Origin of the sequence: Georgenia deserti (assembly GCF_042680605.1) — a bacterium.
GTDB classification, from domain to species: Bacteria; Actinomycetota; Actinomycetes; order Actinomycetales; family Actinomycetaceae; genus Allobogoriella; species Allobogoriella deserti.
Genome location: NZ_JBHUEE010000001.1, coordinates 203,000 through 226,384 on the forward strand (window position 1 = coordinate 203,000; position 23,385 = coordinate 226,384).

Consider the following 23,385-nt stretch of genomic DNA (forward strand, 5'->3'; position numbering starts at 1 on the left):
CACCGCCTCGCGCTCAGCCCCCGGCCATGGCCGGTCCGTCCCGCCCCGGGGAAGCGGGACGGACCAGAAGAACCCCCGCCGTCACCGGCGGGGGTTCTTCTCTCCACATGGGCCGGCCGACTCCGGCGCAGGACGTGAGCCGGCTCAGCACGTGAGCCGGGCGGCGCGGAGAGGGCTCAGTGGCCGTTCTCGTTGTACCGCTCGTAGGAGCGCCGGATCTCCTCCTCGGCCTCCTCACGTCCGACCCAGTGGGCGCCCTCGACCGACTTGCCCGGCTCGAGGTCCTTGTACACCTCGAAGAAGTGCTGGATCTCCAGGCGGTGGAACTCCGAGACGTCCTCGATGTCGGTGCGCCAGGAGGCACGCTGGTCCGCGGCCGGGACCGCGAGCACCTTGTCGTCTCCGCCGGCCTCGTCGCGCATCCGGAACATCCCCAGCGCGCGGCACCGGATCAGACACCCCGGGAACGTCGGCTCCTCGAGCAGCACCAACGCGTCCAGCGGGTCACCGTCCTCGCCGAGCGTGTCCTCGATGAACCCGTAGTCGTCGGGATAGCGCGTCGAGGTGAAGAGCATGCGGTCCAGCCGGATGCGACCGGTCTCGTGATCGACCTCGTACTTGTTGCGGTTCCCCTTCGGGATCTCGATCGTGACGTCGAACTCCACGGCTTCCCTTCCCGACCCGCACCCGGGCGGCTCTGGCTCTCCGCGCCCCAGCCTCACGTACCAGGACGCTCCTGGCCACTAGTGTGACCTACCGGCCGAGTCGTCCCGAACCAGGGCGCGTGCGCAGGAGGGAGAGGGCGTGACCGACCGAGTCCCGGCGTCCGGACCGCGACCCGCCGGGAGCGCTCGCCCGCCCCGCCGGCGCCCCACCCGGCAGGCCGTGCGACGCAACCGTGCGGTGCTCGCCGTCGTCGTCCTCCTGCTCGGCTACACCGCGGCCGACGCGGCCGACGTCGCCCCGGGATTCCTCACCACCGACCCGCCCCCTGCCGAGGCGCAGCCGTTCCCGGACATCGCCCTTCCCGGCGGGTCCCTCGCCGCGCCCGCCGTCGCCGGCCCCGACGACTCCGCGGAAGTGCCGACCACTGCCGGGTTGGAGGAGGTCGTCGCCGCCTTCTCCGCGGACAGCCGCCGCACCGGCAGCTTCGGCCTCGTGATCGCGGACGCGATCACGGGCGAGGTGCTGCTCGACCACGACGGCGGCACGGCACGCCCGCCGGCCTCCTCTCTCAAGATCCTCACCGGCGCGGCATCGCTGAGCACGCTCGGTGCCGGTGCCACGCTGACCACCTCGGCCGTGCTCTCCGGTGACAGCACCGTCACGCTCGTCGCAGGCGGCGACACGCTGCTCGCCGCCGGGGAAGGGAACCCGCGGGCCACCGACGGACATGCCGGCCTCGGCGACCTGGCCGCACGAACGGCCGAGGCGCTCGCCGAACGCGGCATCGACGAGGTGGCTGTCGACCTCGACGACACGCTGTTCACGGGCCCCGACTACCACCCCGACTGGGGCCCTATCGACCGGACCTTCGTCAGCGCCGTCCAGCCCATCGCGATCGACTCCGGGCGCACCGGGAGCGGGTACTCCTCGGACCCCGGGGCGGACGCCGTCGTCGCCTTCGCCGACGCCCTCGAGTCCCGCGGCGTCGCCGTCAGCGGCGTGGACCGCGGCGTCGCGCCCGAGGACGCCGAGGAACTCGGCTCGGTCGAGTCCGCGCCGATCACCGCCGTCGTCCGGCACATGCTCAAGAGTTCCGACAACTCTCTCGCGGAGGTCCTCAGCCGGCTCGTGGCCGTCGAGCGGGGCGCCGAGACGACCTTCCCCGGGGCGACCGGCGCGGTGCGTGGTGCACTGTCCGACCTGGGGGTCGACGTCTCCGACGTGACGATGTCCGACGCCTCCGGGCTGAACCCCGCCTCCACGGTCCCGCCGGCCGTTCTCGTGGACGTGCTGCGGCTCGCGAACAACCCCGACAACCCCGCGGTGCACGGCCTGAGCTCCGGCCTGCCCGTCGGTGGCCTGGATGGCACCCTGGCCGAACGGTTTACCGCGGACGCCGCCGGCCAGGTCCGTGCCAAGACCGGGACCCTGGTCCGCTCCGCCTCCCTGTCCGGTCTCGTGACCACGGCGGACGGGCGCCCGCTGCACTTCTCCGTGATCACCTCGAACCTCCAGGTCGGCACCCACCGGCTCGCGCACCAGGCCATCGACACTCTGGTGACCGACCTGGCGGCCTGCGGCTGTCGCTGAGCTGCCGCGTCGTGCCTGGCGCCGTCCGCCGAACCGCGTAGCGTGTGGCGTATGAGCAGCAGCGTCGACTGGCAGGCCGCGGTACGTCGGGCCGGCAGTCTCGCCCCACCCGGCCCCGCCGGCACCCCCGCCGAACTGCGCGCGCTGGTCCAGGTGCTCCGGCGCGCGGCCCGAGAGGCCCCGGAGCACGTCGGCGAGATCACCGGCCTGACCGCGGCGGCGGAGCAGGTACGCGAGGTGCCGGTCTTCGTCGTCGACCGGCCGCGCTGGTCGCAGGCCAACGTCGAGATGTTCTCCCGACTTACCGACGGGTTGCTGCCGGCCACCGTCGTCCCCGGCTCCAGCCGGATGGCCGCCGAGGAGATGGGCGTGGTCCTGGCCGTCCTGTCCACCAAGGTCCTCGGCCAGTTCGACCCTTTCACCGACGACCGCGGCCGGCTGCTGCTGGTGGCGCCCAACGTCCGCAAGATCGAACGGGAGCTCAACCTCGACGCGATGGACTTCCGGCTGTGGGTCTGCCTGCACGAGCAGACCCACGCCGTGCAGTTCGCGGCTGCGCCGTGGCTCGCCGAGCACCTGGGGGAGCGGATGCGTCGGCTCGTCGGGCGGGTCTCCGACACCACCGACGGCGCAGCTCGCCTCGGCCGTGCGTTGCGCGGGATCGTCGAGGCGGTCAGCTCGGCCGTGGCCGGGACGCCGGCCAGCGAACGTCCCGACGAGCTCGGCGGACCGCTGGTTGACGCCTTCCTCGACGAGGAGGAGCGAGCCGAGCTCGCCGAGATCGTCGCCGTCATGAGCCTGCTGGAAGGGCACGCCGACGTCGTCATGGACGAGGTCGGCCCCGCCCGGCTGCCCTCCGTCCGACACATCAGGGCCGCGTTCGACAAGCGCCGCGACGGAACCTCGACCGGCGACGTCGTGCTGCGCCGCGTGCTCGGCATGGACGCCAAGGTGGCCCAGTACCGCAACGGCGCCGGGTTCGTCCGTGCCGTCGTCGCGCAGGTCGGCCACGACGGTCTCAACGCCGTGTGGACCTCACCGGAGGCGCTGCCCACCGCCGCGGAGGTCGCGGACCCGGCCGCCTGGGTCCGCCGCATCCACGGCTGACCGGCGGGAAGACGGCGTGGCCGCCCTGGACCCCGACGTCGCCGCCGCCCGGCGGGCCGTCCGTACCGCACTGGCGGACCTGCCGCCCGGAGCGCGTGTCCTGGTCGCCTGCTCCGGCGGACCCGACTCGCTGGCGCTCGCGGCCGCGACGGCGTTCGTGGCCCGCCGGGACGGCCTGCTGGCCGGGGCAGTGGTCGTCGACCACCGGGTCCAGCCGGATTCGGCCGACGCCGCCCGGCACGCGGCGAACACCTGCCGCGATCTTGGCCTGGACCCGGTGGAGGTGCGCGTCGCGGACCTGCCCGGCGGCCGGGCCGGGGCCGGGGCCGGCGGACCGGAAGGCGCCGCCCGTGCCGCGCGGTACGCCGAGCTGTCCGCCGCCGCCGAGGCGCACGAGGCCGCCGCCGTGCTGCTCGGCCACACCCTCGACGATCAGGCGGAGACCGTCCTGCTCGGTCTCGCCCGGGGTTCCGGAGCCCGGTCCCTCGCCGGTATGCCCCCCGTGCGCGGACGCTGGCGCCGTCCGTTCCTCGCGCTGCGCCGGCACCAGACCGAGCAGGTCTGCCGTGCGGCAGGGCTGGAGGCGTTGACGGACCCGACCAACGCCGCCACCGGTCCGTGGCGTGCCGCCGACGGCAGCCCCCTGCGTCGCGCCGCTGTCCGTGACCACGTGCTGCCCGCCCTGACCGACGCCCTGGGGCCCGGAGTTATCGCGTCGCTCGGCCGGACGGCGGACCAGCTCGGACGCGACGCCGACCTGCTCGACCAGCTCGCGGCGGACCTTCTCGAGCAGGCTGTCCGGGTGCCGGCGGGCGGGGCCGCGAGCGGTGCCGTCGAGCTCGACGTCGAGACGCTGGCGGCCGCGCACCCCGCGTTACGCACCCGGGCGCTGCGTGCGGCCGCCGTCCGTGCCGGCGCCACGGACGGAGCGCTCGCGGCCGTCCACGTCGACGCGCTCGAGGCCCTGGTCGGCGACTACCACGGCCAGGGGCCGGTGCCGCTGCCCGGGCCGGTCTCGGCCCACCGGCGGTATGGCAGGCTGGCCATCGGCCCGGGCCGCGCCTGAGCGGTCTCGACAGTTCCGACGAGGAGTGCAGGTGGACGCCGAGGACATGGGAGCGGACCTCGAAAAGGTCCTGCTCAGCCAGGAACAGATCGACACCCGGCTGACCGAGATGGCGGCCGAGATCGATGCCGACTACGCGGGCCGTGACGTCCTCCTCGTCGGTGTGCTGCGTGGTGCCGTCATGGTCATGGCCGACCTTTCCCGCAAGCTGCACAGTCCCGTCCAGATGGACTGGATGGCGGTCTCCTCCTACGGCTCGGGCACCAAGTCCTCCGGTGTGGTCCGCATCCTCAAGGATCTCGACACGGACCTCACGGGCCGGGACGTGCTCATCGTCGAGGACATCATCGACTCCGGGCTGACGCTGTCCTGGCTGGTGGGAAACCTGCGCTCGCGAGGTCCGGCGTCCGTCGAGATCGCCACGCTGCTGCGCAAGCCGGAGGCCGCGAAGGTCGCCGTCGACGTCCGCTACGTCGGCTTCGACATCCCGCCGGAGTTCGTCGTCGGCTACGGCCTGGACTACGGGGAGCAGTACCGGCACCTGCCGTTCGTGGGCACCCTCGCGCCCCACGTGTACGGAGGCTGACGAGGCCCCCCGTTCGGCACGGAGGCTGACGAGCCCGGGTGGCGGCCGGGAGGCTGACCGGGCCCGCCGCCGGCGCCGCCGCCGCGCGTGCGGAGGAAAGGCACGGAACGGCAGACTGTGCCGGGTGTTCCGGCGTACTGCCCTGCGCGAACAAGCCGCCGGGGCGCACCCGGGGCCGAGGGACGTCGTATACCGTCGAGGCCAAACGTGCGACCAGGAGGGACCGGGCGCAAGCCCACATCCATGAACGTCAAGAAACTGTTGCGTGGGCCACTGGTGTGGATCCTCCTCGTCCTGCTCCTCGTCTCGGTCGGCTGGTCCCTGCTCGGCCAGGCGGGAACCCAGCAGATCGACACCTCGGAGGGGCTCGAGCTGCTCCGGGGGGACACCGTGGAGCAGGTCGAGATCACAGACGGCTCGCAGCGTGTCCGGATGACGCTCTCGGAGCCGTACGAGGCGCCCGACGGCGAAGGCGGCACGGTGGACCGCGGCACCGATGTCGAGTTCTTCTACGTCACGCCCCAGGGCCCGGAGGTGGCCGAGGCGGTCCGCGAGGCCGACCCGGAGCTGGGCTACAACTCCGTCGTGCCGACCCAGTCGATCTGGACGTCGCTGCTGACGTTCGTGATCCCGATGGTCATCATCTTCCTGGTGTTCTGGTGGCTGCTGACCAGAATGCAGGGCGGCGCCGGCGGGATGATGAAGTTCGGCAAGTCCCGCGCCAAGCAGGTCAACAAGGAGAACCCGGACGTCACCTTCGGAGACGTCGCCGGCGAGGACGAGGCCGTCGAAGAGCTCCACGAGATCAAGGAGTTCCTCGCCGAGCCGGAGAAGTTCCAGGCCGTCGGTGCGAAGATCCCCAAGGGCGTCCTGCTCTACGGTCCGCCAGGAACCGGTAAGACGCTCATCGCTCGCGCCGTCGCCGGCGAGGCCGGGGTCCCGTTCTTCTCCATCTCCGGGTCCGAGTTCGTCGAGATGTTCGTCGGTGTCGGCGCCTCGCGGGTGCGTGACCTGTTCGAGCAGGCCAAGTCGAACGCGCCGGCCATCATCTTCGTCGACGAGATCGACGCCGTCGGCCGCCACCGCGGCGCCGGCATGGGCGGCGGTCACGACGAGCGCGAGCAGACTCTCAACCAGCTGCTCGTTGAGATGGACGGGTTCGACGTCAACACGAACGTCATCCTCATCGCGGCCACCAACCGCCCGGACGTCCTCGACCCGGCGCTGCTGCGCCCGGGCCGCTTCGACCGGCAGGTCGCCGTCGAGGCCCCGGACATGCACGGCCGGGCCTCGATCCTCCAGGTCCACGCGAAGGGCAAGCCCATGGCCCCGAACGTCGACCTCGGCCTCGTCGCCAAGCGGACGCCGGGCTTCACCGGTGCGGACCTGGCGAACGTGCTCAACGAGGCGGCGCTGCTCACCGCACGCTCCAACGCCCAGCTCATCGACGACCGTGCGCTGGACGAGGCGATCGACCGCGTGCTGGCCGGGCCGCAGAAGCGCACCCGGGTGATGAACGACAAGGAGCTCAAGGTCACGGCCTACCACGAGGGCGGACACGCGCTCGCGGCGGCCGCCCTGCGCTACACCGACCCGGTCACCAAGGTCACGATCCTGCCGCGTGGCCGCGCGCTCGGCTACACGATGGTGATGCCCACCGAGGACAAGCACTCCACCTCCCGCAACGAGCTGCTCGACCAGCTCGCGTACGCCATGGGCGGCCGCGTGGCCGAGGAGATCGTCTTCCACGACCCGACCACCGGCGCCTCGAACGACATCGAGAAGGCGACGGCGATCGCGCGCAAAATGGTCGTCGAGTACGGCATGAGCGCCCGGGTGGGAGCGATCAAGCTCGGCAAGAACCAGGACGAGCCGTTCCTGGGACGCGACTACGGGCACCAGCGCGACTACTCCGAGGACATCGCCCGCATCATCGACGAGGAGGTCCGTGCTCTCATCGAGGCAGCGCACGACGAGGCCTGGGAGATCCTCAACACCTACCGGGACGTCCTGGACCACCTCGTGCTCGAACTGCTCGAGCACGAGACCCTCGGGGAGCAGGAGCTGGCCCGCGTCTTCGCGCCGGTCAAGAAGCGTGACCCGCGGCCGGTCTGGCTGTCCTCCCTGGACCGACAGGTCAGCGACCGGCCCCCGGTCCTCACCGCCGCCGAGCGTGCCAAGGGCGAGCACCTGACCCCCGAGGACCAGATCGCCGCCGCCGGGGAGTCGCCGCTGGACGGCACCGGCGAAGTGCCGGACGCTGGCAAGGTCGGCGGGCCCGCCGAGGGCCTGGGATGACCGGCACCTCCCCGCGCATCCCTGCCTCGCCGGAGGACGCCGAGCCGCTGGCCGCCTCGGACGCGGCGCCCCTGGCGAACCCGTCCGAGGCACGCCGGTTCGACCTCGAGGCGGTCCGGAAGGCGGTGCGTGACCTGCTCATCGGCATCGGCGAGGATCCCGACCGGGACGGCCTGCTCGGCACCCCGGACCGGGTGGCGCGCTCCTACGCCGAGATGTTCGCCGGGATGACCGAGGACCCGGCGGACCACCTCGACGCCGTGTTCGACATCGGGCACGAGGAGATGGTTCTGGCACGCGACATCCCGCTGTACTCGATGTGCGAGCACCACCTGCTGCCGTTCCACGGCGTGGCGCACGTGGGCTACATCCCGGGTGAGAGTGGCCGCGTCACCGGCCTGAGCAAACTCGCCCGGCTCGTCGAGGGGTTCGCGCGCCGCCCGCAGATCCAGGAGCGGCTGACCAGCCAGATCGCGGACGCGCTGGTCGCGCGCCTGAAGCCGCGCGGGGCCATCGTCATCGTCGAGGCCGAGCACCTGTGCATGTCGATGCGCGGGGTCCGCAAGCCGGGTTCGCGCACCATCACCTCCGGTGTCCGCGGTTCGATGCGCAACGCCGCCACCCGCGCCGAAGCCATGAGCCTGCTCATGTCACACCATTCCTGACCGGCTGTACCGGCGCCGATAACCTGGGAAAGGTGAGTGATCGCGTGCTCGTCGAGACGTTGCACAACGCGAGCCGGACGCTGGTCATGGGCGTGGTCAACGTGACCCCGGACTCCTTCTCCGACGGCGGACAGTGGTTCGATCGCGACGTCGCCGTCGCCCACGCTCGTCACCTCCTCGCCCAGGGGGCGGACATCGTCGACGTCGGCGGGGAGTCGACCCGCCCCGGGGCCGAACCGGTCCCGGTCGAGGAGGAGATCGACCGGGTCCTCCCGGTGGTGGAGGCGCTCGTCACCGACGCGGACGGCACCGAGCGCCGTCCCGGGATCAGCGTGGACACCGTGCACGCCCGCACCGCACGCGCCGCCGTCGAGGCCGGCGCGAGCATCATCAACGACGTCTCCGGCGGTACCGCGGATCCGCAGATCCTGGCCGTGGCGGCGGAGACGGGGGCCCACTACATCCTGCAGCACCGCCGCGGCACACCGGAGACCATGAATGACCTCGCGGTCTACGACGACGTCGTCTCCGAGGTGCGGGACGAGCTCGCCCAGCGCCTCGACGCCGTGGTCGAGGCCGGAGTCCCCGCCGAGCACATCGTGCTCGATCCCGGCCTCGGGTTCGCCAAGAACGCCGAGCACAACTGGACCCTGCTCGCACACCTGGACCGGCTCGCCGACCTCGGGCGGCCGCTGCTCATCGGCGCCTCCCGGAAGCGATTCCTCGCCACCGTCGTCCCGGACCGCCTGGCCACCGAACCGCTGGCGCGGGACAACGCCACGGCAGCGGTGACCGCGATCGCCGCCGCGGCGGGCGTGTGGGGAGTGCGGGTCCACGAGGTGACGGCGAGTCTGGACGCCGCACGCGTCGCCGCAGCCTGGGTGGCGCATCGGTGATGGCCCGGGCGCACGAGACCGACACCATCCGGCTGACCGGCCTGCGGGCCGTCGGCCACCATGGCGTGCTGACAACGGAACGGGACAGCGGGCAGGTCTTCCGCTGCGACGTCGTCCTGCACCTCGACACCCGGGCCGCCGCACGTAACGACGACCTGCGCCGCACGGTGAGCTACGCCGAGGTGGCCGAGGATGCCGTGGCGGTCCTGGCGGGCGAACCGGTGGACCTCCTCGAGACCCTCGCCGAGCGGATCGCGACCGTCGTGCTCGCCCGCGGCGGCATCCGCGCCGTCGAGGTCACCGTGCACAAGCCTCAGGCCCCGATCCCCGTCGAGTTCGACGACGTCGAGGTCACCATCCACCGCACGGCATCTGCCGCCGACGCCGGACCCGGCGAGGACCGTGGCGTCCCGGAGCCGTTCGTCCTCGCCCTGGGCGCGAACCTCGGTGACGCGGTCGGGACGCTGCGGTCCGCCGTCGACGAGCTGGCGCATGCCGGCGGGGTTCACCTGACCGGGATCTCTCCGCTGGCCCGGACCGCCCCGGTCCTGGAGGCGGGCCAGGCGCCGCAGCCCGACTACTACAACGCCGTCATCGCCGGGACCACGACGCTCGCCCCGGAGGACCTGCTGGACCTCGCCCAGATGGTCGAGGACACGCACGGGCGCACGCGCGAGGAACGCTGGGGGGCGCGCACGCTCGACATCGACATCGTCACCGTGGGCGGGCGCGTGGTCGAGACCGACCGCCTCGTGCTGCCGCACCCGCGCGCGCACCAGCGTGCGTTCGTGCTCGCCCCTTGGGCGCGGCTCGACCCGGCGGCCGACCTGCCGGGCCCGTCCGGCGGCCCCGTCGCCGAGCTGGCCGTGCAGGCGCCCGACCGGGACGGCGTCGAATGGGTTGCCGAGCACTGGGCCGGCACGACCGGGACCGCAGGCGGCGAACGATGAGCCGGACGTCGTGGCAGACGCTGGTCCTCATCGCGGTGGGTTGCGGCCTCATCGCCTTCGTCGTCCTCGAGAACCTCCATGCCCGCGGCAGCGTCGGCATCCCGACCTCCTACATCACCGGCGTCGGGCCGGCGGTGCTGGCGGTGATCCTCTTCCGCCTCGGCCGGAACGTCCGCAAGCTCGTACGGCAGGAACCCACCTCGATGACGCCGATCGGCGCCTCACGGGTGGTCGTCCTGGCCAAGGCCTCGGCCCTGGTCGGCTCGGCCCTCGTCGGGTATTTCACGGCGCAGGTCGTGGTGGCTCTGGGGAACATCACCGCTCCCTACCCGCGTGAACAGGCGCTCGCCGCCGGCATAGCCCTGCTCGCCTGCCTGGGCCTGGTGATCGTCGCGATGATCGTCGAGTGGTGGTGCTACATCCCGCCCGACGACGAGGACGATCCCCCCTCGGGCGGCGCGAACCATTCGGCATCCGCCGCGTGATCTGGGAAAGTGTTCCTGTGACCGAGCAGTCTTCCGGCGTGTTCGACCCGCCGGGCATCGCCTTCGCCCCCGTCTCACGGTCGCTGATCACCGTGCGACTGATCTCGATGGCGCTGTGGCTGGTGCTGCCGTTCGTGGCCGCCGTCGTCCTCGGCGTCCTGGTCGGCGGATGGGCCTGGCTGGCCCCGGGAGCGCTCGCCGCGTTGATCCTGTGGTTGCTCTGGCTCATCCCGCGCCAGGTGCGGGCCATCGGCTACGCGGAGGCGGAGGACGACCTCCTCGTCCGCAAGGGGATCCTCTTCCGGTCGCTGACCGTCGTGCCGTACGGACGGATGCAGTTCGTCGATGTCAACGCCGGGCCGCTCGACCGTGCACTCGGCGTCGCCACGGTGCAGCTGCACACCGCCGCGGCGCAGACGGACGCCACCATCCCCGGTCTGCCCCCGGCGGAGGCGACGCGGCTGCGCGATCGGCTGACCGCCCGCGGCGAGGCGAGGCTGGCGGGCCTGTGACGGCGCCGCAGGGCCCCGGCCCGCACGGCGACGAGGGACGCCCGCTTCCCCCGCCGCAAGGTCAGCCGCTTCCCCCGCCGCAAGGTCAGCCGTTGCCGCCCCCGCAGGGACACCCGCGGCCCCTGTCCCAGGGGCAGACGCCTACCCCGGCAGCGGGCCCGCCGCCGGGTCCTGTCCCCGGTCCGCCGCCGCACGGCGGCCACCCCGGTCCGCCGGACGCCGAGCACGGCCCCGTCTGGCGCTCGGTCCACAAGATCACGCCGATCCTCAACGCCTGGCAGGTCATTGCGGCCGTCATCGCCGTGCTCGTGGTGCAGGCGCTGCAACAGGCGTCGCAGATCCCGCAGCTGTGGTCGTTGGTGCAGCGCTACCGCGTCACGGCCATCCTCATCATCCTCGGCGTGGTCCTCCTCGTGGCGTTGGTCGCCGGGATCTACTCCGCGCTCGCCTGGCGCCGGATGAAGTTCGCCGTCACCAGCGAGTCGGTCGATCTGCACTCCGGCATCCTGTTCCGCCGCCAGCGGCACGCCCGGCTGGTGCGCATCCAAGCGGTGGACGTGGTCCAGCCGCTCCTGGGCCGCTTGTTCGGGCTCGCCCAGGTGAAGGTCGAGACCGCGGGCGGCAACGAGTCCAACGTCGTCATCGGCTACCTCAAGGAACCCGAGGCGCAGGCCGTGCGCAACGAGGTCATGGCCCGTGCGGCGGGCGTGGCTGTCCCGGAGAGCGGTGCCGCAGCTACGGGGCCCGCTGCTGCGGGCGCACCGTCGGCGGGTGCGCCCGGGACCTCGCCGCCGGTGATCGCGGCGGCCCCCGAACGCCAGCTGCTGCGGGTACCCGACGGGCGCCTCGTGGCCTCGCTCGTCGTCTCGCCCTCGCTCATCGCGTTGCTGGTCGCACTGGCCGGGCTCGTCGTGGCCGCCTATCTCGCGGACAACCCAGGCCCGATCTTCGCCGGCGGCCCGGGATTCATCGGCTGGATCATCTACCTCTGGGGTCGCTTCGCCGGGGAGTTCCATTTCCGGGTGGCCACCTCGCCGGATGGCATCCGGTTGCGGCACGGCCTGCTCGAGACCCGCTCCCAGACAGTCCCGCCCGGCCGGGTCCAGGCTGTCCAGCTCACCCAGGGTCCGCTGTGGCGCTGGTTCGGCTGGTGGCGGGTGAAGATGAACGTCGCGGGGTACGGCCAGTCCACCAACAACCAGCAGAACAGCGGTGTCGAGACCGTGCTGCTGTCCGTCGGCAGCCGCGCGGACGCGCTGACGGCGCTATGGCTCGTGCTCCCGGACCTCGGCGAGGAGGACGTCTCCGGCCTGCTGGACGCCGCCGTCGAGGGGACGGGCGAGGGCGCCGGGTTCTGGATCAGCCCGCGGCGGGCACGCTGGCTCGACCCGCTGACGCGGCGGCGCAACGGGCTGCGGATCACGCGCACCGCGCTGCTCATGCGCAGCGGCCGGTTCGTCCGCTCGCTCGTCGTCGTCCCGCACGAGCGCACCCAGTCCCTCGGGATCGAGCAGGGACCGCTCGAGCGGGCGTTCCGGCTGGCCAACCTCAAGGCGCACTCCGTCGCCGGGCCGATCACCCCGGTCGCCTACCACCTCGACGACGTCCTCGCCCGCGACATCCTCATGGAGCAGGCGGAGCGCGCGCGGACCGCACGCGCGGCCGAAGGGCCCGAGGAGTGGATGCGCCGGGTCGGCGTGCCCGCCGCCGAACCCGCCGACGACGGGCAGCCCGGAGGCGGGCACTCCGGCAGCGCGCAGCCGGGCGGCGCACCCGCCGGCGGACCGGGCACCATGGCCCCGTGAGTACTGCGAGCAACCGCCCCGGACGTCTCGGGGTCGGCGTCGTCGGCGCCGGTCGCGTGGGCGCCGTCCTCGGCAGCGCCCTGCGCTCGGTCGGGCACGCCGTCGTCGGGGTCACCGCTGTCTCCGCCGAGAGCCGCGACCGGGCCGAGGCCCTGCTCCCCTCGGTGCCCGTCCTGACCGTCGAGGAGATCGTCGAACGGGCCGAGCTGGTCCTGCTGACCGTCCCCGACGATGTCCTCCCGGACCTGGTGCGCGGCCTCGCCGATCTCGGACGCTGGCAGACCGGACAGCTTCTCGTGCACACCTCCGGCCGGTTCGGCACCGACGTCCTGCAGCCGGCCGCCGAGCAGGGTGCGATCCCCCTCGCCATCCACCCCGCGATGACCTTCACCGGGACGAGCCTGGACATCTCCCGGTTCACCGGCTGCCCGTTCGCGGTCACCGCCGCGGCCCCGGTCCTACCGGTGGCGCAGGCCCTCGTGGTCGAGCTGGGCGGTGAGCCGGTGGTTCTCGAGGAGGCGGACCGGCCCGCCTACCACGCCGCACTCGCGCACGGCGCCAACCACCTCGTCACGCTGGTCAGCCAGGCCCAGCGGGTCCTGGCCGCGTCCGGATTGCCGGACCCCGGCGCGTACCTCTCGCCGCTGCTGACCGCCGCGCTCGACGGTGCCCTGCGTGGCGGTGAGCACGGCCTGACCGGCCCGGTCGTGCGCGGCGACGCCGGAACCGTCGACGCGCACATCCGTGCCCTCGCCGCCCAGGGGCACGAGGTGACCGACGTCGTCGAGACCTACCGGCACCTCGCCGGGGTGACCACGCGCCGGGCGCTCGCCTCCGGCCGGATCACCGAGCCCGCCGCCGCGCGGATCCTCGACGTCCTCGCCGAACCCGTCGAGGTGCCGGACCGGGTCGACGAACCCCGGCCGTCGGACTCCCCGCTGGAACCCGTCGTCGTCCGCACGCGCGCCGAGCTGCAGGCCGCACTCGCGGCTCTGCCCGGTCGCCGCGCCCTCGTGATGACGATGGGCGCCCTGCACGAGGGCCATCTCGCGAACGTCCGCGAGGCACGCTCCCGCGGCGACCACGTCGTCGTCTCGATCTACGTCAACCCGCTCCAGTTCGGGCCCGGCGAGGACTTCGAGAACTACCCCCGCGACCTGGACGCCGACCTCGCGCTACTCACCCGCGAAGGCGGCGTCGACGTGGTCTTCGCCCCGGACGACGGCGAGATTTACCCGGCCGAGCCGCTCGTGCGGATCGATCCCGGCCCGGTGGCCCGGACGCTCGAGGGCGCCACCCGCCCCGGCCACTTCGCCGGCGTCCTGCAGGTCGTGACGAAGGTCTTCAGCCTGGTCCGCCCGGACGTCGCCGTCTTCGGCCAAAAGGACGCCCAGCAGCTCGCGCTCATCCGGACGCTGGTGCGCGATCTGGACCTCGGCGTCGAGATCGCCGCCGTCCCGACGCGGCGCGAGGACGACGGGCTGGCCATGTCGAGCCGCAACAGCTACCTCACCTCCACCGAGCGGGCGCAGGCGGCCGGGATCTACCGGGCCCTGGCCGCGGGGGCACAGGCCGCGAGCGCTGGAGAGGGCGCCCCCGCTGTGCTTCGTGTCACGGACGAGGTGCTGTCCGCCGCGGAGGGAATAGACAAGGACTACCTTGTCCTTGTCGACCCTGAGACCTTTCTGCCGCTGGCTGACGACCACCGCGGCCCCGGCCTGCTGGCCGTCGCCGCCCGGGTCGGCACGACGCGGCTGATCGACAACATGACCGTCGACCTCGCCCCGACCGCCTGAGGACCGAAGGACACCGTGAGCCCCGCCCCCCGTTCGCTGATCCGCCCGATGATGATCTCCAAGATCCACCGGGCGACGGTCACCGCCGCGGACCTGCACTACGTCGGCTCGATCACCATCGACGCCGACCTGCTCGACGCCGCCGATCTGCTGCCCGGCCAGCAGGTCGACGTCGTCGACATCACCAACGGGGCGCGCCTGACCACCTACGTCATCCCCGGGGAGCGCGGCAGCGGCACCGTGTGCGTCAACGGTGCGGCCGCGCACCTCGCGCACGCCGGCGACCTCGTCATCGTCATCGCCTACGGCCAGCTCTCCGACGCCGACGCGCGTACCTACACCCCGCACGTCGTCTTCGTCGACGCGGACAACCGGATCGTCGAGGTCTCCGGTGAGCCGGGCCAGGTCCCGGACTCGCCCGCCGCCGCCGGAATCGGCGCCAGCGGCATCCCGACCTCCGCCTACCGGGCCGACCTCACCCGCTCCTGACGGTCCCGTCGCCGTCCGCGGCGCGACCGCGCGCGTCCCTCCGAGCGTCAGTCCTTGCCTCGAACCGACGTCTCCCAGTACTGAAGCTGCACGTTTCCTTCGCCTAGCGAGTTCTCAAGCTCACGCGCGAGTTGTTCGCCCAGCTGACGGTGGAACTGCGCCAGCTCCCGGGCGGGCCAACCGCTGTCCGGGTCGAAGTAGTGGTTGAAGAGCGACGCCCAGAGTTCCAGTCGCTCGGTGAGGATCGGATCGACAGCGAGATCGCTTCGATCAAGCATTCCGTCCTCGCCCCAGAGGGGCCATTCGACTGTGTAGTCGTTCATGAGTCGGATCATCACCGGTCAGCAGCCTCCCGCCAGGAATCGTCACAGCTCGAATCCAGGATGACGGTCGCCGGCGAGGTGTGCGGCATCGTTAGGCTTGACCGGTGACCGAGCAGACCAGCCCCGCCGTGACCGACCCGACCGAGGACCGCGACGACGCGGGCGTCCCCGAGCAGGTGCAGGTCCGCTCGGACAAGCGCAGGCGCCTCCTCGACTCCGGCGTCGACCCCTATCCCGTGGTCCTGCCGCTGACGAGCACGATCCGTGAGGTCCGGGAGCGCTTCGGGCACCTCGCGGCAGGCGAGGAGACGGACGAGGTCGTCGGCGTGGCGGGCCGGGTCATGTACCTGCGTAACACGGGCAAGCTGTGTTTCGCCACGCTTCAGGACGGCGCCGGCAACCGCCTGCAGACGATGCTCTCGCTCGCCGAGGTCGGTGCGGACGAGCTCGCCGCGTTCAAGACCGACGTCGACCTCGGCGACCACCTCTTCGTCCACGGGCGCGTCATCGCCTCCCGCCGCGGTGAGCTGAGCGTGTTCGCCGACTCCTACCGGATCGCCGCGAAGGCGCTGCGGCCGCTGCCCAAGACCTACGAGACCGCCGACGGCGAGACGGTCGCCCTCTCCGAGGAGGGCCGGGTGCGCCGTCGTCATCTCGACCTCATCATGCGGCCGGCCGCCCGCGAGATGATTCGTACGCGCGCGAGCGTGGTCAAGTCGCTGCGGCGCACCCTCGACGAGCGCGGCTTCCTCGAGCTCGAGACGCCGATGCTGCAGATCCAGCCCGGCGGCGCGGCCGCCCGCCCGTTCGTCACGCACATGAACGCCTACGACGTGGACCTCTACCTGCGGATCGCGCCGGAGCTGTTCCTCAAGCGAGCCGTCGTCGGCGGGGTCGAGAAGGTCTTCGAGATCAACCGCAACTTCCGCAACGAGGGCGCGGACTCCACCCACAACCCGGAATTCGCCATGCTCGAGGCCTACGAGGCCTACGGCAACTACGACACCATGGCCGAGCTCACCCGGGAGCTGATCCAGCAGGCCGCCCGGGACGCCGCCGGCGGCACGACCGTGACGCTCGAGGACGGCACCGGCTACGACCTCGGCGGGCAGTGGGCGGCGATCAGCCTGTACCCCGCCGTGTCCGAGGCGCTCGGCGAGGAGGTCACGCCGCAGACCCCGGTGGAGGCACTCAAGGCGCACGCCGAGCGAGTCGGTGTCGAGGTCGCCCCGCACTTCACTCCCGGCAAGATCGTCGAGGAGATCTTCGACGAGCTCGTGGTCGAGACGCTGCACGCGCCGACGTTCGTGCGGGACTACCCGGTCGACACCTCGCCGTTGGTCCGCGCCCACCGCGAGATCCCCGGCGTGGTAGAGAAGTGGGACCTGTACGTGCGCGGCGTCGAGCTCGCCACCGGCTACTCCGAACTCGTCGACCCGGTGGTCCAGCGCGAACGCTTCGAGGCGCAGGCGCTCGTCGCGGCCGCCGGCGACCCGGAGGCCATGACGCTGGACGAGGACTTCCTCGAGGCGATCGAGCAGGGGATGCCGCCGAGCGGTGGCATCGGCATGGGGATCGACCGGCTCCTCATGGCGCTGACCGGCCGCGGCATCCGGGAGACGATCACCTTCCCGCTGGTCAAGTCGCGCTGACCTCCCGCGGCGCGGCACCCGCGCGCTTGCGCCGGCGCCGCCGCAGCAGCCAGAAGACGGCGAGCGCCGGGATCCCGAGAACGACGAGCCACGGCAGCAGCGCGCCGGCCGTCAGCAGCAGACCGTCGAGGAAGAACAGCAACGCGTTCCAGCCGGACTGGATCCCGCCGAGGAACCCACCCGGGTCGACGCTCGCCTGGTCACGCGCCTCGAGGTCGACCCGCAACGTCGACATCGCGACCTGGTCGCTCAGGTGCTCACGCTCGGACCGCAACGCCTCGAGGTCCGCCTGTCGCTCGCTCAGCGTGCTCTCCGCCTCGAGCAGAGTCGAGGTGTCCTCGGCGTCGGCCATGATCTCCAGCAGCCGGTCCACGGACGTCTCGAGCGCGGTGATGCGGGCGTCGAGGTCTCGGGCGGCCTGGGTGACGTCCTCCTCCTGCTGGTCCAGGCTGCGGACCTCGCCGACCTCCTCGAGCGCGTCCAGCACGCCTGCCAGCGCATCCGCCGGGATCCGTGCCGTCACGGCGGCGGAGAGGAACTCACCCTCCTCGTCGGTGGACTCGTGGCGCTGCTCGACGTACCCGCCGGCGTCCTCGGCGCGGGTGACGACCTCGTCCGCGGCCGCGGACGGATCCGCCACGACCAGCGAGGCGTGCGCCGTCGTGATGACCTCACGGTTCGCGCCGTCGTCCCCGGCAGCAGCACTCTCGGCGCCACCCTGGTCGGCGGGTGCCTGGGACTGGTCCGGCTCTGCGGAATCCACGCCTCCGCCGCTGCACGCACCCAGCGCCACGATCAATGCGAGCAGTCCGAGGAACGCCTTCCACCATCGTCCGGTCATATCCAGACCCTGGCAGCAATGCCGTCGCGGCGGGCAGGTCCCCGAGGCGATCGACACCGGACCGAGACATGATCGAGCCGAAGCCGTGACCTGCGCCGGGCGCACCTACCCGCCGGCGAGCAGCGCCCGGACCGAGCGCTCAGCTTCCTCGACCCCGACGGGACGGCAGCCCTTGCCGACGATGTCGCCCACCATCGCCGGTTCCTGGCGGGCCAGGTTGACCCCGCGGCGCACCAGGGTCAGCGGAGGCTTGCGTGCCTCGCCGAGGTCCCGCAGCAGCCGGAACCAGAACGTGGCCAGGCGAGGCCGCACCAGGCACAGCGCGTCACCGAGGATGCCCTCCGCACGGCACGCCTCGACGATCTCCGCCGCGAAGATGCCCTCGGCCAGGAACACCGGGAAGCCGTCGAGCGCCAACCGGGTGGTGCCGGTGCGGGCGTTCGTGGGGATGTCGTAGACCGGGAGCTCGGCCTCACCCACCGTGGCGAGCTCCACCAGCGCGGCGACCGCCGCCCGGGCGTTCCACGACGCCGGGTCGTCCCAGTCGACGATGCCGTACCGGTGGGGCAGACCCGGTTCATCACCGTCGCGGTAGAAGTCGTCCAGCGAGACGACCGGCAGGCCGAGCCGGCGGGTCAGCGAGGTCTTCCCGGAGCCCGACGGCCCGGTCAGGAGCACGACCTTCGCCGTGGGGTGCCGCGCCCCCGGCGGGAGGTCGAAGAGCGCGTCGGGCATGGCGACCAGGCTAAGCGAACCGCCCGGGGTTCACAGGCCCACCTTCTGGTACTCGGGCTCGACGAGTGCGGCGATCAGCTCGTCCTCGCGCGGGTACGGCCGGTCGGTGTACTTGACCGAGAGCTCGTCGATGAGCGACCAGCCCGGCTCGCCGTCACGCCATTCGACGACGCGCCCCCGCAGGACCACCGGCTGGTAGGGGTCCTCACCGGTCAGGGAGAGCGCCACGCGGGGGTCGCGGCGGAGGTTCTGCCGCTTCTGGGCGCCCGGGCCGGTGAAGAACACCACGTGCTCACCGTGGGTGCCGATCCAGACCGGGACCGCGTGCGGGCCGCCGTCGGGCAGCACGGTCGCGAGGTGGGCGATCGGTGTTCCGTCGAGGACGGCGCGGACGGTCGGATCGAGCATCGTCAGTCCCTTCGTGGAGATGCGTCCCCGTGGCGGGGCCGCAGGAGGGACAACGCGCGCAGACGGCAGTTAGTCCCGGCCGCCGGCGATGACGACGTCGAGGGTGCGGGGCCCGTGCACGCCCTCGACGCGGACGAGCTCGATGTCGCTCGTGGCCGACGGGCCCGCGATCCAGGTCAGCGGCCGCTGCGGATGCTCGCCGAGGATCGCGACCGCCTCCGGGACGGTCGCGACGATCTGTTTGGCCCGTAGCACACAGATGTGGCGGTCCGGGACCAACGAGATCGCACGGCGCCCCTGATCCGGTTGGGCGTCGAGGACGATCGTGCCGGACTCGGCGATCGCCACCCGCGCGGCGGTGAGCACCGCGCCGGCGCCGTCGAGCGTCGTGTTGTCCAGTGGCGCGCCGGCCGTGTCGGTGAGGATCTCGGCGCGGTCCGCGACGGCGTCACGCCAGCCCGGGTCCAGCCCGGAGGGCACGACGACGGAGCTGGCGTCGGCGGCGAGGTCACCGAGGGCGGACGCGAGGTCGCCGGCCGCGCACCGATGCACCTGCGCGCGGTAGTCCACCAACCGGTCGATCAGGAGGTCGATGGCCTCCGCCGTCCCGGGTGCGATGCCGGAACCGGTGCGGTAGGTCCGCGGTACGGGGGCAGGCGGGCCGTCCTGCGATCGGCTCAGGGCGTCGCGCACACGGGCGAGCACCGCCTCGCGGGCGTCCATGCCGCTCATCCGGCGCCACCCTGCTCGCCGCGGTGTGCCCCTCCGTGGCTGCCGCCGGACTCGGCGTGCTGGTCGCCGTCGCCGATGTGGGCGGCCCACCACTGCCGGAACGACTGCCGCGGCGGTGCCGGGACGTCCCGGACCCCGGTCCACAGCGAGCCGGGGTAGGGCAGCGACCCGATGCGTTCCTCGCGGGCGATCACCCGGGCCAGGCCGGCCGCCCTGGCGGCCCGGGCGAAGCGGCTCCCGGAGGACATGACCGCGGACGCGGCCCGCATCCCGGCCTCCTCCGCCGTCGGGCGGGAGCGCGACTCGACCGCGCGGTTGCGCAGGTGAACCAGCGCCGTCGGGATGTCGATCTTGACCGGGCAGGCCTCGAAACACGCACCGCACAGCGAGGACGCGAACGGCAGCGATGCCGTCGGGTCGTGCGGATCGGTCCGCTCGGCCGTGCCCATCCCGGTCAGCTGCGGGGTCAGGATGGCACCGATCGGGCCGGGGTAGACCGAGCCGTAGGCATGCCCGCCGGCGTGCTCGTAGACCGGGCAGACGTTGAGGCACGCCGAGCACCGGATGCAGTGCAGCGCCTGCCGGCCCACCTCGTCCGCGAGCGCCTTGGTGCGCCCGTTGTCCAGCAGCACGAGGTGGAACGTCTGGGGGCCGTCCCCGGGGGTGATCCCGGTCCACATGGTGGTGTACGGGTTCATCCGCTCCCCGGTGGAGGAGCGGGGGAGCAGCTGGGTGAACACCTCCAGGTCGCGGAAGGCCGGCACGAGCTTCTCGATCCCCATCACCGTGATGAGGGTCCGCGGCAGCGTCAGGCACATGCGGCCGTTGCCCTCGGACTCGAAGACGCTGACCGTCCCGGTCTCGGCGACCGCAAGGTTCGCGCCGGAGATCGCCACACCGGCGGAGAGGAACTTCCGCCGCAGGTGCGCACGCGCCGCCATGGCGAGCACCCGCGGCTCCGACGTCAGGTCCTGCGGCACGTCCTCCATGTGCTCGGCGAAGATCGCCCGGATCTCCTCCCGGTTGCGGTGGATCGCCGGGACGAGGATGTGGGAGGGCATATCCCCGGCGAGCTGGACGATGAGCTCGGCCAGGTCCGTCTCCAGGGCCGCGACCCCCTCCTCGGCGAGGTGCTCGTTAAGGCCGATCTCCTGGGTGGCCATCGACTTGACCTTGACGACCTCGTCTGCGCCTTCCGCCTTGACCAGCTCGGTGACGATCCGGTTCGCCTCGGCGCCGTCCCGCGCCCAGTGCACGACGCCGCCGCGCGCCGTCACCATCTCTTCCAGCTGGACCAGCAGCTCGGGCAGGCGGGACATCGTCTCGTGCTTGATGGCGCTGCCGGCCTCGCGCAGGTCCTCCCAGTCGGGCAGCTCGGAGACCACGGATCGGCGCTTGTCCCGGATGGTGTGAGTGGCGAAGCGGAGGTTGGCGCGCATCTGGGCGTTGTGCAGCGTCTCGTGCGCGGCCTCGGGGAACGCCTCGCCCCACCGGAGCGGGTCCTGCGGGGGGTGCGCGGGTTGCGGGGCGAGGCGAGGCATGCCGAGGAACGTCGTCATGACCGCGCCTCCGCCGCCGGGCCGGACGGTGCCGGGGCCGCAGCGGTGGCGGTCTCGCAGGACGGCATCGCGGTGGCGCGCCGATCGCGGGGCAGCACGGTCGGTGACCACGGTTCGTCGCGGGTGCTGGCCAGCACCTCCGCCAGATGCGCGGCGTGGACGCCGGTGGCCTGCTTCGACAATGTCCCAGCCATGTTCATCAGGCAGGAGTAGTCCCCGGAGACGAGCACCTCGGCGCGGGTGGTGGAGACGTTGCGGATCTTCTCGGTGACCATCGCCTGAGCCGTCTCGGCGTTCTTCAGGGAGAACGTGCCACCGAACCCGCAGCACTGCTCGGCCTCCGGCAGATCGATAAGCTCCAGCCCCTCGACCGCGCGCAGCAGCCGGGTGGGGCGGTCGCCGACGCGGAGCATCCGCAGCGAATGACAGGTGGGGTGATAGGTCACCGAGTGCGGGAACCAGGCGCCCACGTCCGTCACACCGAGGACATCGACCAGCAGCTCACTCAGCTCGTAGGTGCGCTCCGCGAGCAGACCGGCGTCCCGCGCGAGCTGTCGCTCGCCCTCGCGGTCGGCGACCATCTTCTGCTGGTGGCGGACCGAGCCCACACAGGACCCGGACGGGCCGACGATCGCATCCCACTCGCCCTCGAGGGCCGGTTCGAACGCCGCGACGTGGTTACGGATCACCGGGAGCGCCTGCCGGTAGTAGCCGGTGTTGACGTGCATCTGCCCGCAGCAGGCCTGCGCCTGCGGGAACACGACCTCATGGCCGAGCCGCTCGAGCAGACGCACCGTCGCCGCCGGGGCCTGGGGGAACATGGCCTCGCCCAGACACGTGGCGAACAGCGCGATCCGCACGGAGCCTCCTTCAGGTCGGTCGGTCCACTGTAAGCCGTCCCGACACCGCTGCTTGAATCGACTCAGCCGGCGAAGGGCAGCACCGGCTTGCCCGGCGTGTCCGCGCGTACCCGGAAGACGGCCCCGGCCTCCGGCTCGGGGTCGTCGAGGTTCTCGCGCGAGGTGGTGACGTACAGGTCGCGGCCGTCCTCGCCACCGAGCGTGCACGCCGTCGTCAGTCGCACGGGCAGGGAGATCTCGGTGAGGATCTCACCGGCGGGGGAGTAGAGCCGCACCCGGCCGACCCGGTTCAGCGCCACCCAGACGTTGCCGGCCGAGTCGACGCACAGCCCGTCGGCGCGCCCGTCGTCCGCGGAGTGGAAGCGGCGCCGGTTGGTCAGCAGGCCGGCCTGGTCGACGTCGAAGACGTCGGTGCCGCCGGTGTGGGTGTCGTTGTAGTACGCGCGGGTGCCGTCGGGGGAGAAGTCGATGCCGTTGGACGTGGTGACCCGTTCGAGCGCGACCGATACCCCGCCGTCAGGGGTGACGCGGTAGAGGTTCGCGATCTCCGGCGTGCGGTCGTAGGCCATGTTGCCGCAGTAGAGGTTGCCGGCCGGGTCGCACCCTCCCTCGTTCATCCGCAGGTTGCCGTCGGACCAGATCTCCGGCAAAGGCCGGGGCGGGGCGTCCGGCGAGTCTGCCAGGCCGAGCCCGCGCTCCAGTCCGACGACGTAGCCGCCGGAGGTCCGTGGGCGCACGAACGCCGCGACCTTCGAGCCGGTCTCCAGTCGGTCGACCGACCCGTCGGCACGCAGGGTGAGGAGGTCGCCGGCCAGCATGTCGACCCAGCGCAGGCCTCCCCAGGCCGCGGACCACACAGGTCCTTCACCGTGGTGGCAGAGCGGGTCGGTGATCTGCTCGGGAGTGCTCATGGGGCCCAGTCTTCCAGGTCCGGTCGGGGATCGCCCGGACGGCCAGGCGAGCCGGCAGCGGATCCCACGAGGCCGCGGCTGTCGTCGAATCGCTGCCGGGGCGCAGGCACAGGAACGACGAGTCGGCACAACAATGACAAGTCGGGGCGGGGGGTGACATGGCCGGGTCCCCCCGCCACCGTCGGCGGGAGGACCCGGCCACCGGGTGTCCCATACGGGCCGATCTGGGGGAATCGGCCCCCGGAGTACCCCGGCCCGGTCCGGAGTACTGCTCAGGCCTCCCAGGCTACTCCTCGCGGCTCGGGAGATCGAGGGCGGCTCGCGCGAAACTCCGCCGAGTTTCGCCGCCTCGGCGGGCCCTCGTCAGCTCACGTGCTCGAGAGTTCGCTTCCTCGCGCTCCGCCTCGGCGGGCCCTCGTTCCTCGGCCCCACCTCGGCTGCGCACTCGTCAGC

22 protein-coding genes and 2 pseudogenes are annotated in these 23,385 nt (G+C 72.4%); 15 read left to right on the plus strand and 9 right to left on the minus strand.

Features of this window, described 5'->3' with window-relative positions; all coding sequences use genetic code 11:
* Positions 1–176 precede the first annotated feature (176 nt).
* A complete protein-coding gene (locus ACFSE6_RS01005) occupies positions 177–665 on the minus strand; it encodes an inorganic diphosphatase (protein WP_388001843.1) in 489 nt (162 codons plus the stop codon).
* A gap of 220 nt (positions 666–885) precedes the next feature.
* Between ACFSE6_RS01005 and dacB the strand changes: the two genes are divergently transcribed.
* The 14 genes and pseudogenes from dacB (at position 886) to panD (ending at position 14,911) form a co-directional block, all read left to right on the plus strand.
* Entirely contained in the window at positions 886–2,256 is a 1,371-nt protein-coding gene (dacB, locus tag ACFSE6_RS01010) for a D-alanyl-D-alanine carboxypeptidase/D-alanyl-D-alanine endopeptidase (RefSeq protein WP_388001844.1), read from the plus strand.
* Positions 2,257–2,307: 51 nt separating this feature from the next.
* Positions 2,308–3,363 carry a zinc-dependent metalloprotease gene (locus tag ACFSE6_RS01015; RefSeq protein WP_388001845.1) on the plus strand — a complete coding sequence of 352 codons (1,056 nt, stop codon included), beginning with the start codon at positions 2,308–2,310 and terminating at the stop codon, positions 3,361–3,363.
* A 16-nt stretch (positions 3,364–3,379) separates the two neighbouring features.
* Positions 3,380–4,429: a tRNA lysidine(34) synthetase TilS gene (tilS, locus tag ACFSE6_RS01020; RefSeq protein ID WP_388001846.1), complete on the plus strand. Its 1,050-nt coding sequence runs from the start codon at positions 3,380–3,382 to the stop codon at positions 4,427–4,429.
* 31 nt (positions 4,430–4,460) lie between these two features.
* A complete protein-coding gene (hpt, locus tag ACFSE6_RS01025) occupies positions 4,461–5,015 on the plus strand; it encodes a hypoxanthine phosphoribosyltransferase (RefSeq protein WP_388001847.1) in 555 nt (184 codons plus the stop codon).
* Positions 5,016–5,258: 243 nt separating this feature from the next.
* Complete coding sequence (ftsH, locus tag ACFSE6_RS01030; protein ID WP_388001848.1) at positions 5,259–7,313, plus strand: ATP-dependent zinc metalloprotease FtsH; 2,055 nt, start codon at positions 5,259–5,261, stop codon at positions 7,311–7,313.
* Positions 7,310–7,978 (plus strand): GTP cyclohydrolase I FolE, encoded by a 669-nt coding sequence (gene folE, locus ACFSE6_RS01035; RefSeq protein WP_388001849.1) that lies wholly within the window; start codon positions 7,310–7,312, stop codon positions 7,976–7,978. The genes ftsH and folE overlap by 4 nt, the downstream gene beginning before the upstream one ends.
* Before the next feature lie 86 nt (positions 7,979–8,064).
* Positions 8,065–8,874 (plus strand): dihydropteroate synthase, encoded by an 810-nt coding sequence (gene folP / locus ACFSE6_RS01040; RefSeq protein ID WP_465254103.1) that lies wholly within the window; start codon positions 8,065–8,067, stop codon positions 8,872–8,874.
* Positions 8,874–9,824 (plus strand): 2-amino-4-hydroxy-6-hydroxymethyldihydropteridine diphosphokinase, encoded by a 951-nt coding sequence (gene folK / locus ACFSE6_RS01045; protein ID WP_388001851.1) that lies wholly within the window; start codon positions 8,874–8,876, stop codon positions 9,822–9,824. The genes folP and folK overlap by 1 nt, the downstream gene beginning before the upstream one ends.
* A complete protein-coding gene (locus ACFSE6_RS01050) occupies positions 9,821–10,309 on the plus strand; it encodes a DUF3180 domain-containing protein (RefSeq protein ID WP_388001852.1) in 489 nt (162 codons plus the stop codon). Before folK ends, ACFSE6_RS01050 begins: the two co-directional genes overlap by 4 nt.
* A 17-nt stretch (positions 10,310–10,326) precedes the next feature.
* Positions 10,327–10,821 carry a PH domain-containing protein gene (locus ACFSE6_RS01055; RefSeq protein WP_388001853.1) on the plus strand — a complete coding sequence of 165 codons (495 nt, stop codon included), beginning with the start codon at positions 10,327–10,329 and terminating at the stop codon, positions 10,819–10,821.
* Positions 10,822–10,913: 92 nt separating this feature from the next.
* Entirely contained in the window at positions 10,914–12,626 is a 1,713-nt protein-coding gene (locus ACFSE6_RS01060; protein ID WP_388001854.1) for a PH domain-containing protein, read from the plus strand.
* A pseudogene (locus tag ACFSE6_RS18955) lies at positions 12,623–13,510 on the plus strand (Rossmann-like and DUF2520 domain-containing protein); the annotation flags it as partial. The gene ACFSE6_RS01060 and the pseudogene ACFSE6_RS18955, both read left to right, overlap by 4 nt.
* Before the next feature lie 78 nt (positions 13,511–13,588).
* Positions 13,589–14,422, plus strand: a pseudogene (gene panC, locus ACFSE6_RS18960) (pantoate--beta-alanine ligase); the annotation flags it as partial.
* Positions 14,423–14,458: 36 nt separating this feature from the next.
* Positions 14,459–14,911 (plus strand): aspartate 1-decarboxylase, encoded by a 453-nt coding sequence (gene panD / locus ACFSE6_RS01070; RefSeq protein ID WP_465254104.1) that lies wholly within the window; start codon positions 14,459–14,461, stop codon positions 14,909–14,911.
* A 47-nt stretch (positions 14,912–14,958) separates the two neighbouring features.
* On the opposite strand, the gene ACFSE6_RS01075 is transcribed toward panD, so the two are convergent.
* Positions 14,959–15,234, minus strand: coding sequence for a hypothetical protein (locus tag ACFSE6_RS01075; protein ID WP_388001856.1), 276 nt, complete (start codon positions 15,232–15,234; stop codon positions 14,959–14,961).
* A gap of 104 nt (positions 15,235–15,338) precedes the next feature.
* Here ACFSE6_RS01075 and lysS point away from each other — a divergent pair, with 104 nt between their 5' ends.
* Positions 15,339–16,886 carry a lysine--tRNA ligase gene (gene lysS, locus ACFSE6_RS01080; protein WP_388001857.1) on the plus strand — a complete coding sequence of 516 codons (1,548 nt, stop codon included), beginning with the start codon at positions 15,339–15,341 and terminating at the stop codon, positions 16,884–16,886.
* On the opposite strand, the gene ACFSE6_RS01085 is transcribed toward lysS, so the two are convergent.
* From ACFSE6_RS01085 to ACFSE6_RS01115, 7 genes are all read right to left on the minus strand, one after another.
* On the minus strand, positions 16,873–17,727 hold the full coding sequence (locus ACFSE6_RS01085; RefSeq protein WP_388001858.1) for a DUF4349 domain-containing protein: 855 nt from the start codon (positions 17,725–17,727) through the stop codon (positions 16,873–16,875). The genes lysS and ACFSE6_RS01085 overlap by 14 nt on opposite strands.
* A gap of 105 nt (positions 17,728–17,832) precedes the next feature.
* On the minus strand, positions 17,833–18,462 hold the full coding sequence (locus ACFSE6_RS01090) for an ATP-binding protein (protein ID WP_388001859.1): 630 nt from the start codon (positions 18,460–18,462) through the stop codon (positions 17,833–17,835).
* A 30-nt stretch (positions 18,463–18,492) separates the two neighbouring features.
* The gene (locus ACFSE6_RS01095) at positions 18,493–18,870 is read right to left on the minus strand and encodes a TIGR03618 family F420-dependent PPOX class oxidoreductase (protein WP_388001860.1); all 378 of its coding nucleotides are present in this window, start codon (positions 18,868–18,870) and stop codon (positions 18,493–18,495) included.
* A gap of 69 nt (positions 18,871–18,939) precedes the next feature.
* On the minus strand, positions 18,940–19,593 hold the full coding sequence (locus tag ACFSE6_RS01100; RefSeq protein ID WP_465254105.1) for a LutC/YkgG family protein: 654 nt from the start codon (positions 19,591–19,593) through the stop codon (positions 18,940–18,942).
* Between the two features lie 5 nt (positions 19,594–19,598).
* Positions 19,599–21,161, minus strand: a complete 1,563-nt coding sequence (locus tag ACFSE6_RS01105) for a LutB/LldF family L-lactate oxidation iron-sulfur protein (protein ID WP_388001862.1) — start codon at positions 21,159–21,161, stop codon at positions 19,599–19,601.
* Positions 21,158–22,021 (minus strand): (Fe-S)-binding protein, encoded by an 864-nt coding sequence (locus ACFSE6_RS01110; protein ID WP_388001863.1) that lies wholly within the window; start codon positions 22,019–22,021, stop codon positions 21,158–21,160. The genes ACFSE6_RS01105 and ACFSE6_RS01110 overlap by 4 nt, the downstream gene beginning before the upstream one ends.
* Positions 22,022–22,083: 62 nt before the next feature.
* Entirely contained in the window at positions 22,084–22,932 is an 849-nt protein-coding gene (locus ACFSE6_RS01115) for an SMP-30/gluconolactonase/LRE family protein (protein ID WP_388001864.1), read from the minus strand.
* Between the last annotated feature and the right edge of the window lie 453 nt (positions 22,933–23,385).